Annotated in this window: 10 protein-coding genes; 7 read left to right on the top strand and 3 right to left on the bottom strand. The window is 63.4% G+C overall.

Annotated elements, in window-relative coordinates:
• Entirely contained in the window at window positions 1–969 is a 969-nt protein-coding gene (locus HALZIN_RS0102975) for a TAXI family TRAP transporter solute-binding subunit (RefSeq protein ID WP_031382763.1), read from the bottom strand.
• A 132-nt stretch (window positions 970–1,101) separates the two neighbouring features.
• Between HALZIN_RS0102975 and HALZIN_RS0102970 the strand changes: the two genes are divergently transcribed.
• Complete coding sequence (locus HALZIN_RS0102970) at window positions 1,102–2,010, top strand: LysR family transcriptional regulator (RefSeq protein WP_031382762.1); 909 nt, start codon at window positions 1,102–1,104, stop codon at window positions 2,008–2,010.
• Between the two features lie 77 nt (window positions 2,011–2,087).
• On the opposite strand, the gene HALZIN_RS0102965 is transcribed toward HALZIN_RS0102970, so the two are convergent.
• Window positions 2,088–3,605 (bottom strand): NCS1 family nucleobase:cation symporter-1, encoded by a 1,518-nt coding sequence (locus HALZIN_RS0102965; RefSeq protein ID WP_031382761.1) that lies wholly within the window; start codon window positions 3,603–3,605, stop codon window positions 2,088–2,090.
• A gap of 635 nt (window positions 3,606–4,240) precedes the next feature.
• Here HALZIN_RS0102965 and HALZIN_RS0102960 point away from each other — a divergent pair.
• The 4 genes from HALZIN_RS0102960 (at window position 4,241) to preA (ending at window position 9,529) form a co-directional block, all read left to right on the top strand.
• The gene (locus HALZIN_RS0102960) at window positions 4,241–5,107 is read left to right on the top strand and encodes a nitrilase-related carbon-nitrogen hydrolase (protein ID WP_031382760.1); all 867 of its coding nucleotides are present in this window, start codon (window positions 4,241–4,243) and stop codon (window positions 5,105–5,107) included.
• 217 nt (window positions 5,108–5,324) lie between these two features.
• Window positions 5,325–6,767: a dihydropyrimidinase gene (gene hydA / locus HALZIN_RS0102955; protein ID WP_031382759.1), complete on the top strand. Its 1,443-nt coding sequence runs from the start codon at window positions 5,325–5,327 to the stop codon at window positions 6,765–6,767.
• 90 nt (window positions 6,768–6,857) lie between these two features.
• Window positions 6,858–8,231, top strand: a complete 1,374-nt coding sequence (locus tag HALZIN_RS0102950; protein ID WP_031382758.1) for an NAD(P)-dependent oxidoreductase — start codon at window positions 6,858–6,860, stop codon at window positions 8,229–8,231.
• A complete protein-coding gene (preA, locus tag HALZIN_RS0102945; RefSeq protein WP_031382757.1) occupies window positions 8,231–9,529 on the top strand; it encodes an NAD-dependent dihydropyrimidine dehydrogenase subunit PreA in 1,299 nt (432 codons plus the stop codon). The genes HALZIN_RS0102950 and preA overlap by 1 nt, the downstream gene beginning before the upstream one ends.
• Window positions 9,530–9,619: 90 nt before the next feature.
• Here the strand turns inward: preA and HALZIN_RS0102940 are convergent, their stop codons facing one another.
• Window positions 9,620–10,240: a TetR/AcrR family transcriptional regulator gene (locus HALZIN_RS0102940; protein ID WP_031382756.1), complete on the bottom strand. Its 621-nt coding sequence runs from the start codon at window positions 10,238–10,240 to the stop codon at window positions 9,620–9,622.
• 225 nt (window positions 10,241–10,465) lie between these two features.
• Between HALZIN_RS0102940 and HALZIN_RS0102935 the strand changes: the two genes are divergently transcribed.
• A complete protein-coding gene (locus HALZIN_RS0102935) occupies window positions 10,466–10,942 on the top strand; it encodes a peroxiredoxin (RefSeq protein ID WP_031382755.1) in 477 nt (158 codons plus the stop codon).
• 59 nt (window positions 10,943–11,001) lie between these two features.
• Window positions 11,002–11,739 carry a serine hydrolase domain-containing protein gene (locus HALZIN_RS0102930; RefSeq protein ID WP_328286626.1) on the top strand — a complete coding sequence of 246 codons (738 nt, stop codon included), beginning with the start codon at window positions 11,002–11,004 and terminating at the stop codon, window positions 11,737–11,739.
• Window positions 11,740–11,796: the final 57 nt, after the last annotated feature.

Here is an 11,796-nt window from a genome sequence, read left to right as displayed (position 1 = left end):
TCACTCGACCGGCTTCAGGGCATCGGGAATCTCAAGCCCCTGCTCACGATAGTAGCGGGCCGCACCGGCATGCAGCGGCACGCTGCCCACCTTCAGGGTCATCTGCGCCATGTCGGCGCCCTTGATCGCGGAGAAGGCATTGGCCTGCGGTCCGGGGTTTTCCATCACCGCCTTGACGATCTGGTAGGCGGTTTCCTCGTCGAGTTTGGGGGTTGCATTCACCGCCACGCCGAATGCCCAGGTCGTGTAGGCGGGGACGCCCTCGGCGGCACCGGCCGGCACGTCGACGACAGCCACATCGGGCATCCGTTCGCGTAGCGTCGCCGCCTGAGCGTCGTTCAGCCCGAGTACGGTGATCGGCGTGAAGGTCGCGATGTCCATGGTCGATCCATCGAGGCGATCGCCGACGCCGGACTTGACGTAGCCGGCGATGCGGCCGTCCTTGATGGCGCTGACTACATCGCTGGTCGATCCTCGAACGTAGTCGGGCTCGATGCCCAGCGCCTGCATGACCGCTTCGGTGGTGGCCTCGGTCGCCGAACCGGTGATCCCCGGGTTGAGACGCACACCGTCTAGACCGGCGAGCTTGCTGACCCCGGCGTCCTCGCGCAACACCACGTTCTGGGGGGCCACGGTATAGACCCACAGCAGCCGGCTATCGACGGCTCGTCCCTCGAATTCGCCCAGCCCCTGGTAGGCTTGGTAGCCGCTATTGGTCGTCACCAGACCCAGATCGACCTGATCGCGGCTCAGCCGGCGCAAGTTGTCGACCGTGGCCCCGGTTTCGGCCACCGAGGAACTGACTCCCTCGACCTGATCGTTGATGATCTGATTGACGGCCACGAAATAGCTGTAATGGCTCGATGAACTTGACGTCGAGCCGATCAGCAGACGTTGCTCGGCGTGACTGACGGAACTGAATGCAAGCATGGCCAGGCTGGCCGCTGCGGCGGTGAGTAGCGTTTTCATGGTTGGCTCCGTGGCCGCATGGGCCCTTGTTGTTGATAGGGGCGCCTCTGCCGGGCACCGCTCATTGGCAGGTTCGCCTCGCGGTTTTGTTTTGTACATTGAATATTTTTTCGTATTCGTTAAATTAAATAAATGAATCCCAGCATCAAGCAACTCAAGGCTTTCGTCGCCGTCGCCCAATCGCGCAGTCTCGCCGAAGCCAGCGAGCGCATTCATCTCTCGCAACCCGCCTTGAGTATCGCCATCCGCAAGCTGGAGGAAACGGTCGGAGGACCGTTGTTCGCCCGCGCCACCCGGCAGTTGACGCTGACGCCCGAGGGCGCGTCCTTCCTGCCCGTGGCGATACGCTTGCTGGAGGATTGGGCGGAGGCTTTCGAGGATCTCAATGGACGCTTTCTCAAGGAACGCGGCAAGGTCACGCTGGCGGCGTTACCGACCCTGGCGGCAGGCTTGTTGCCGGGCGTCATTGCCGGCTTTCGCGCCGAGTACCCGCATATCAACCTGAGCCTGCACGACGTGCTTGCCGATGAGGTCAATCAGCTCGTTCGCGAGGGCCGTGCGGACATGGGATTTTCCGTTGCGCCGCTCAACGCCGACGATCTGATCTACGAACCCCTGCTGGTCGATCGCTATGTGGCTGTATGCCCTCTGGGGCACCCGCTGCTCGAACAGCGGGTCGTGACCTGGCGTCAGATGGCCGCCTATCCATTCATCGGCATCAACCGGCGCTCGAGTTCGCGTCAGGATATCGATGCCGTCATGACCAGGGTCGGCGAACGCCTGGACATCATCTGTGAAGCCAGCCAGATCGCCACCGTCGGCCGTATGGTGGCAGCCGGGGTCGGGGTCAGCGTGCTGCCCTCGTTGAGCTTTCGGCAGATCGCCGGTGAAGGCATCATGCATCGTCAACTCGTCGAACCCGATATCCCCCGCGAGCTGGGCGTCATCATGCGCCGCCGCCATCCGCTTTCGGCGGCGGCCCGCGCCATGCTGGCAATGCTCGACATCCCCCGCGACGGACCGCGCAGCGTCGACATCTAACCGTCCATGAATGCAGAAAAGCATGAGCCCGGCACAGGGCCGGGCTCATGGCTTCACTCAAGGCGACCGCTCGACGCTCAGCCGTTGGCTTTCTCGGCCGCCGGGGCGGGCGCCGGAGCTGGAGCCGTCACCGGCTTGACGAGCATCTGGCTGGCGACGTAGTAGACGACCGCTCCCAGCGCCGAGCCGGTGAACCAGCCGTAGTCGTAGAACCAGGTCCAGGTCCCCGTCGTCAGCGAGAAGACGGTCAGCGCCACCGGCACGAAGAAGGCGATGAAACCCGCCGGGTTGTAGGCCGGATACGCGGCGCCATCCTTGTACAGGCTGGCGACGTCGAGTTGCTGGCGCTTGATCAGGAAGTAATCGACGATCATGATCCCGGCGATCGGCCCCAGCAGGCTCGAATAGCCCAGCAGCCAGTTTGAATAGAGGCTTTCGAGGGTCACGTCGGAGACGATCACGCCGGCCTTCTGCAGCAGGTCGTAACCCATCAGCAGCACCCCGACCAGGCCGGTCATCAGCGTACCGCGGGTCTGATTGATCAGCTTGGGTGCGATGTTCTGAAAGTCGTTGGTGGGCGAGACGATGTTGCCGGCGGTGTTGGTGGAGATCGTCGCGACGATGATGAAGAACATCGCGATGACCACCCAGAAGGGGCTGTCGATGCGCCCGATCAGGCTGACCGGGTCGGAGACCGTCTCACCCACCAGCGACGCCGATGCCGCGGTCATCACCACCCCCAGCGAGGCGAAGAAGAACATGGTCAAGGGCAGGCCGATGATCTGACCGACGATCTGGTCCTTCTGGCTCTTGGCGAAGCGGCTGAAATCGGGAATGTTGAGCGACAGCGTGGCCCAGAAACCCACCATGGCGGTCAGCCCGGCGAAAAAGTAGCCGTACACCGGCTCGCCCTCGGGACGTGACGGCGGCTGGCTCAACAGTTCGGTCATCGACACGTGCGGCAGGGCCCAGATCATCAGCCCCACGGCAACGGCCAGCAACAGCGGCGCCGAGAGCGTCTCCAGCCACTTGATCGATTCGGCGCCGCGGATCACCACATACAGATTCATGGCGCCGAACAGGAAGAACCCGATCACCTCGCCGAGCCCGTCCAGCGCTCGCCACGGGGGAAAGACCGCCGCCAGCAACAGATGAATCGCCAGCCCGCCGAACATCGTCTGAATGCCGAACCAGCCGCACCCGACCAGCGCCCTGATCAGGCAGGGCACGTTGGAGCCGCGAATACCGAACGACGAGCGCAATACCACTGGAAACGGGATGCCGAACTTGGTGCCCGGATAGGCGTTCAGGGTCAGCGGCACCAGGATCACGATATTGGCGACCAGGATGGTGATCAGCGCCTCGCTCACCGACAGGCCGAAGTAGGCGGTCAGAATACCGCCCAGGGTATAGGTCGGCACGCAGATCGACAGGCCGACCCACAGGGCGGCGACGTTCCAGCGCGACCAGGTGCGCTCCTCGAGCCGGGTCGGGGCGATGTCTTCGTTGAAGCGCGAACTCTCGCGAACGTCGTCGCCGACTTCGAGTTCGACGAGTTCGCCACGCTTTATCGCGCGTGATGTTTCTGCCGTCATTGTTGTTGTCTCCTCATGCGGCTGCCAATTCTCCCCGTCGAGGGGACTTGTACGTTACTTGTCGACCTTGCTGCCTGGCTGGTCCCTCTCACATCTCGCAAGAAACGTGCCCGAACGATCAGTTTGAGGGCTAAGCGTCGTTGAAAGCGAGCCCGGCCTTTCAGCCACGGCGGACAAGTCGTTGTTTTTTATAAACTCAAAAAACCTGTCCGGCTAGTCATGTTTATTGAGGGTCATGCAAGCCATCGCCCCCAGGGCTTTTCATGTCACGAGATCCCAGCCATCTGTCACTCTAGACAATTTCCACAATGGTGCATAACCGCGTTTAAAAGCGCGTCGACAGCCCTCTAATAACTGCATAACCATCTGTTTTTAAAATTAAAAAAAGAAAAACAAGACATTCTCCGTCACGGTGCGCCCACCGCCACATAATGAGGAAATCTTTGCAAATTAGAGAGTTACAGATTCAACGCAACCGCTTGTTCGGTTTAAAAAACACTTGCAAGATTTCCACGTAAGCGACTAGCTTTCTCTTATTCCTGACTCGACAGTCAGGTTTTATAACGACAAGGTGATGAATCGACGATCACCGTGTGCTCCAACAACAACACATGTCAGACGATGAGGATTGAGCGATGCAAAAGGTGAAGATCGGCTTGATTCAGATGGGCCTGAAGACCGATACCGAGCTTGAGCCGGCCGCCATTCGCGACGCAATGAACGAGGCCCACCTGCCCTATATCGAGCAGGCCGCCGAAGCCGGCGTTCAGGTATTGTGCTTTCAGGAAGTGTTCAATCAGCCCTACTTCTGTCCCAGCCAGGACAAGAAATGGTACGCCGCCGCCGAGAAGGTTCCCGAGGGGCCCACCTGCCAGATGATGCAGAAGCTCGCCGCCAAGCATCGCATGGTGATCATCGTGCCGATCTACGAGGAGACGGTCACCGGCATCTACTACAACACCGCGGCGGTATTCGATGCCGACGGCAGCTATCTCGGCAAGTACCACAAGACCCACATTCCCCAGGTTGCCGGCTTCTGGGAGAAGTACTTCTTCAAGCCGGGCCAGTCGAATTGGCCGGTCTTCGACACCGCCTACGGCAAGATCGGCGTGTACATCTGCTACGACCGCCATTTCCCCGAAGGCTGGCGCGCCCTGGCGCTCAACGGCGCCGAGATCATCTTCAATCCCTCGGCCACCGTCGCCGGCCTGTCGCAATACCTGTGGGAGCTCGAACAGCCCGCCTCGGCCGCCGCCAACGGCTGCTACATAGCCGCCATCAACCGCGTCGGCACCGAAGCGCCCTGGAATATCGGCGAATTCTACGGCAACTCCTACATCGCCAATCCGCGCGGCCAGATCGAGGCCAAGGCCAGCGCCAGCGAAGACGAGCTACTGATTCACGAAGTCGACCTGGCGATGGTCCGCGAGATTCGCAACACCTGGCAGTTCTTCCGCGATCGCCGGCCCGAGACGTATACACGGCTAACCGACGGCGAATAATCGGTCTGCCGGAAACGGACTGCGCTTGCCAATACGGCGTTGAACAAAGTCTCAAGGTGCTCATTTACACCAGTGAACTGGAGCGCCAGCCCGGTCGCCCTTTCGACTTTGTTCGCCTTGTCTTGGCTTCGCTCGTCGCGTTTCTGGCTAGACCTCGGATAAATGATGCATCGGTTCAGCGACCCGACAAGACAACAAGTCCAAGAGGTTTGAAATCATGACCATCCTGATCCGTGGCGGCACCGTCGTCACCCATGACGCCACCTACCGCGCCGACGTGCTCTGCGTGGACGGCAAGATCGCCGCCGTCGGCCCCGATCTGGAGGCCCCGGCCGACGCCGAGGTGATCGACGCCGACGGTCAGTACGTGATGCCCGGCGGCATCGATCCGCACACCCACATGCAACTGCCGTTCATGGGCACCGTGGCCAGCGAGGACTTCTACACCGGCACCGCCGCCGGGCTCGCCGGCGGCACCACCACGATCATCGACTTCGTGATCCCCAGCCCCGGCCAGCCGCTGATGGAAGCCTTCGAGACCTGGCGCGACTGGGCCGAGAAGGCCGCCGGCGACTACGCCTTCCACGTCGCGGTGACCTGGTGGGACGACAGCGTGCACGAGGACATGGGAACGCTGGTGCGCGAGCACGGCGTCAACAGCTTCAAGCACTTCATGGCCTACAAGAACGCCATCATGGCCACCGACGACATTCTGGTGGCCAGCTTCACCCGCTGCCTGGAGCTCGGTGCGGTGCCCACCGTGCATGCCGAGAACGGCGAGCTGGTCTATCACATGCAGCAGAAGCTGCTCGCCCAGGGCCTCACCGGCCCCGAGGCGCACCCGCTGTCGCGCCCGCCCCAGGTCGAGGGCGAGGCCGCCAGCCGCGCGATTCGTATCGCCGGCACGCTGGGCACGCCGATCTACGTGGTCCACGTGTCGTGCCGCGACGCCCTCGACGAGATCACCTACGCCCGCCGCCAGGGCCAGCCGGTCTACGGCGAAGCGCTCGCCGGGCACCTGATGATCGACGACAGCGTGTATCGCGACAAGGACTGGGCCAGGGCCGCCGGCCACGTGATGAGCCCGCCGTTTCGCAGCAAGGAGCACCAGGACGCGCTGTGGACCGGTCTGCAGTCCGGCAACCTGCAGACCACCGCCACCGACCATTGCTGCTTCTGCGCCGAGCAGAAGGCGATGGGCAAGGACGACTTCACCAAGATCCCCAACGGCACCGCCGGGATCGAGGATCGCATGGCGGTGATCTGGGACGAAGGCGTCAACGGGGGACGCATCTCGATGCAGGATTTCGTCGCCGTCACCTCCACCAACACCGCCAAGATCTTCAACATGTACCCGCGCAAGGGCGCGGTGCAGGAAGGCGCCGATGCCGATCTGGTGGTCTGGGATCCCAACGCCACGCGCACGATTTCCGCCAAGACCCACCATCAGAACGTCGACTTCAACATCTTTGAGGGCAAGACGGTACGCGGCATCCCGCGTCACACCATCAGCCAGGGCAAGTGGGTATGGCGCGATGGCAAGGATCTGCACGCCGAGCGAGGCGCCGGTCGCTATATCGAGCGGCCCGCCTATCCCGGCGTCTACGACGTACTCAAGAAACGCGCCGAGCGCAACGCGGCCACCGCCGTCGAGCGCTGAGTCGCCGATAACCGTCATCCAATAACAATGCTCGGCTCGCTGCGGTATCGGCCTCATCGCCGGGCCCCGACGAGCCGAAGGAGTTCCACCGTGACTCATCCACTCGATCACCTGCCCCGCGCCGGTCATGGCAGCGATAGCGCCTCGCTCGAGGCCAACTTCAGCGATCTGCACCCGCCATTGACCCAGCGCCAGGCGTTCATCGAAAGCCAGCGCTGCCTGTACTGCTACGATGCGCCGTGCGTGGAAGCCTGCCCGTCGGACATCGACATCCCGCGCTTCATTCGCGAAATCGCCGAGGACAACATCAACGGCGCCGCACAGACCATCCTCGAAGAGAACATCCTCGGCGGCAGCTGCGCCCGGGTCTGCCCCACCGAGATCCTCTGCGAGCAGAGTTGCGTGCGCAATCACGACGCCGAATGCCAGCCGGTACTGATCGGCCTGCTGCAACGCCACGCCGTCGACCACATGCACTTCGACAGCCACCCGTTCGTGCGCGCCGCCGATACCGGCAAGCACATCGCCATCGTCGGCGCCGGACCCGCCGGGCTCTCCTGCGCCCATCGGCTGGCCACCCATGGCCACCGGGTGACTATCTTCGAGGCCGAGGCCAAGCCCGGCGGGCTCAACGAATACGGCATCGCCCGCTACAAGCTCATCGACGACTATGCGCAACAAGAGATCGACTTCCTGCTCGGGATCGGCGGCATCGAGATCCGCCACGGCCAGCGCCTGGGCGACAACCTCGAGCTCGCCACCCTGCAGCGCGACTACGATTCGGTGTTTCTGGGCCTCGGCCTCGGCGCCAGCCGCCAGCTGGGACTGCCTGATGAGAACGCCCAAGGACTGATGCCCGCCACCGACTATATCCACGAGCTGCGCCAGAGTGACGACCTCGCCGACCTGGCGCTGGCCAAGCGCTGCGTGGTGATCGGCGCCGGCAATACCGCCATCGACATGGCGGTGCAGATGGCCCGGCTGGGCGCCGAGGCGGTTACCCTGGTCTATCGTCGTGGCAGCGAGACGATGGCCGCCACCGGCCACGAACAGGAGATCGCCAAGGCCAACGGTGTGCGCATCGTCACCTGGGCCCAGCCCGACCGGGTCCTGCTCGACGAGGCCGGACGCGTGGCCGGCATGCGCTTCGCGCGCACCGAGTCCCGCGGCGGTGCGCTCACCGCCACCGGCGAAACCCTCGACATACCCGCCGACGCGGTATTCACGGCGATCGGCCAGGCCTTCGAGGCCGCCAGCCTGAGCGACACCCGAGCCGCCCAGCTCGGCCGCGAAGCCGGCAAGATCGAGATCGACGGCAACTTCCACACCCGCCTCACCGGCGTGTATGCCGGCGGCGACTGCGTGGCGGCCGGCCAGGATCTGACCGTCCAGGCCGTGCAGCACGGCAAGCTGGCCGCCCAGGCCATTCACAACGACATCATGGCCCGGCAGGAGGTGGCGTAATGAAGGCAACCGCGAAAAAGCCCGACGTCGATCTGAGCATCGAGTTCGCCGGCATCCGCTCGCCCAATCCTTTCTGGCTGGCCTCCGCACCGCCCACCGACAAGGCCTACAACGTCGAACGTGCCTATGAAGCCGGCTGGGGCGGCGTGGTCTGGAAGACCCTTGGCGAGGACCCGGCGCCGGTCAACGTGTCGTCGCGCTACTCGGCGCACTTCGGCAAGAACCGCGAGGTACTGGGCTTCAACAATATCGAGCTGATCACCGACCGCAGCCTGGCGATCAACCTGCGCGAGATCACCGAGGTCAAGAAGCGCTGGCCCGATCGCGCGCTGATCGTCTCGATCATGGTGCCCTGCGTCGAGGAGAGCTGGAAGGCGATCCTGCCGCTGGTGGAAGCCACCGGCGCCGACGGCATCGAGCTCAACCTGGGCTGCCCGCACGGCATGCCCGAGCGCGGCATGGGCGCCGCGGTGGGCCAGAACCCCGATCTCATCGAGCAGGTCACCCGCTGGTGCAAGCAGTATTATTCCAAGCCGGTGATCGTCAAGCTGACCCCCAACATCACCGACATCCGCGCCCCGGCGCGGGCGGCGATGCGCGGCGGCGCCGACGCGGTCTCGCTGATCAATACCATCAATTCGATCACCTCGATCGATCTCGACAACATGGTCGCCATGCCCACCGTGGGCAGCCAGAGTACCCATGGCGGCTATTGCGGCGCGGCGGTCAAGCCGATCGCCATGAACATGGTCGCCGAGATCGCCCGCGACCCGGAAACCCAGGACCTGCCGATCTGCGGGATCGGCGGCATCTCCAACTGGCGCGATGCCGCCGAGTTCGCCGCACTCGGTGCCGGCGCGGTGCAGGTGTGCACCGCCGCCATGCTGCACGGTTTCCGTATCGTCGAGGAGATGCAGGACGGCCTGGCGCGCTGGATGGCCGAGAAGGGCTATCGCAGCCTCGCCGAGTTCTCCGGCAAGGCGGTGGCCAACACCACCGACTGGAAGTATCTGGACATGAACTTCCAGACCATCGCGCATATCGACCAGGACAAGTGCATCCAGTGCGGGCGTTGCTACATCGCCTGCGAGGACACCTCGCATCAGTCGATCGCCAAGCTGGTCGATGACGCCGGGGCCAGGCGCTACGAGGTGATCGAGGAGGAGTGCGTGGGCTGCAACCTGTGTCAGATCACCTGCCCGGTCGAGGACTGCATCAGCATGGTCCCGCAGCCCAGCGACAAGCCCTACATGAGCTGGAACGAGGACCCGCGCAACCCGTTCCGGGAAATAGCTTAAGCGCCGCCCACCAGCCCACTTTGGTGCACGAAGCACGAACGAAAGCCCCGGCGCGTTGGCCGGGGCTTTTTAGCCAACCTCGGAATACCTTCATGGTGACAAGCCGATACCGCGCAGGATGACGCTGGTCACCGATTGGACGGCGTGCTCGAACTGGCGGTCGTCGAGCGGCGCATCGTCGTTAAGCAGAGCTATCTGATAATCGAAATCGGCGTAATGCTGGGTTGACGACCAGATCATGTACAGCAGATAGGAGGGCTCGACCGGCAGGATACGGCCATCGTCGATCCACTCGCGGATCTTGGCTTCCTTGAGCTTGGCCCACTGGTAGAGATTGTCGCGCAGGCTCGCACCGAGTACCGCCCCGCCCTGCATCACCTCGGCCGCCCACACCTTGGAGCCCGCCGCGCGATTGCGCGAGTGATTCATCTTGGCGCGGATGTAGGTCGACAGCACCACGCGCGGGTCGTCGTAGAGCTCGAAGCACAACGCATCCTGCTTCCAGACCTCGAGCAGCGCCAGCAGAACCTCGCGGTACAACTCCTCCTTGGTCGAGAAGTAGTAATGCACGTTGGACTTGGGTAGCTGAGCCAATTGGGCGATCTCGCCCATCGAGGCGCCAGCGTAGCCCCTTTCGGCGAATATCTGCTCCGCCGCCAGCAGAATGTTCTCGACATTGCGCTGACGAATTTCACCCTTGCGCTTGGCCATGCAGCCCTCTGGACCTGTTCGGTTTCCTGACCCCATCGTCAGTTTATCACTTAGCCCGATGCACGGATGCAAAGAGACTCAGGAGGCATTGAAGAACCCGACTCACGACGTCAGTTAGCCACTCCATAACCCGCTTGCTACAGTGACGAGCCATCGCTTTGCTACATTGCATGGCGCTAACGTGCACTGTAATGAGCACTCACTTCGTCAAGAAAGGATGCAGACATGACCATCGCTACAGGCGACAAGATCCCCGACGTCACCCTCAAGACCAACGGCGCCGACGGGCCCCAGGACATCTCCACCGGCGAGCTGTTCGCCGGCAAGCGCGTAGTGTTGTTCGCCGTGCCCGGTGCCTTCACCCCGGGCTGCTCCAACACCCATATGCCGGGTTTCGTCATCAAGGCCGACGAGATCTTCGCCAAGGGCGTCGATGCCATCGCCTGCATGGCGGTCAACGATGCCTTCGTCATGGACGCCTGGCAGAAGGCGCAGAATGCCCAGGCGTTTACCATGCTCGCCGACGGCAACGCCGAGTTCGCCCGCGCGCTGGGCCTCGACATGGACGCCAGCGCCGGCGGCATGGGCACGCGCAGCAAGCGCTTCGCGATGATCGTCGACGACGGCGTGGTCGAATACCTCGGCGTGGATGCCAAGGGTGTCGATCAGAGCAGCGCCGAAACGGTGCTCGGCAAGCTCTGAGACTCGGCCGCTGAACGGTAATAGAGCCGGCTGGCGCCGGCTCGACAATCGAGCGCGGCGTGGTCGAAGGTGTCGACCAGCCGATCGTCGAACTGCTCGGAGAGCGTGTGCCGGCCGACATCGACCCGCGCGTCGAGACCATCAGCGTCGGCAATTTGCTGTCGATGCAGGCCGGGCTGGAGCGCACCTCCGGCGCCAACTACGGCGGCTGGGTGGCCAGCGACAACTGGGTTCGTGACGCCTTGACCCGCCCCTTCGTCGCCGAACCCGGCGGGCGCATGCTGTACTCCACCGGCAACAGCCACCTGCTTTCCGCCGCGTTGACCGAGGCCAGCGGGCGCAGCACCCTGGCGCTGATGCGCGACTGGCTGGGCGAGCCGCTGGGCATCGCCATTCCGCCCTGGACCCGCAACCCGCAGGGCATCTACTTCGGCGGCAACGAAATGGGGCTGACGCCTCAGGCGCTGCTGCGTGTCGGCGAACTCTATCGCCAGGGCGGGGAGTACGCCGGCGAACGCGTGCCGCCCGCCGAATGGATCGAGCGCTCCTGGCGGCCGCGCACCCGCTCGCACTTCAATCAGGACGACTACGGCTACGGCTGGTTCATCACCACGCTGGCCGACGTGCCGGTCTACTACGGCTGGGGCTATGGCGGGCAGTTGCTGTTCGTGGTACCCCAACGCGCCATGACCATCGTGATGACCGCCGACCCCACGCCGCCTTCCAACGGTAGCGACTATCTCGACCGTACCAAGGCCGTGATCGGCGCGTTGATCGAAGCCGTCGAGGCGCCGTGAGCAGCCAGCTTCTCTCATCGATCAAGCCATTGACTTCGTTATTGGAACGTTCGCGAG

The organism is Halomonas zincidurans B6 (assembly GCF_000731955.1).
In the GTDB taxonomy this organism is placed as follows: domain Bacteria; phylum Pseudomonadota; class Gammaproteobacteria; order Pseudomonadales; family Halomonadaceae; genus Modicisalibacter; species Modicisalibacter zincidurans.
Note: the sequence above shows the minus strand (reverse complement) of the source record. Positions and strands in the feature narration are given on the sequence as shown.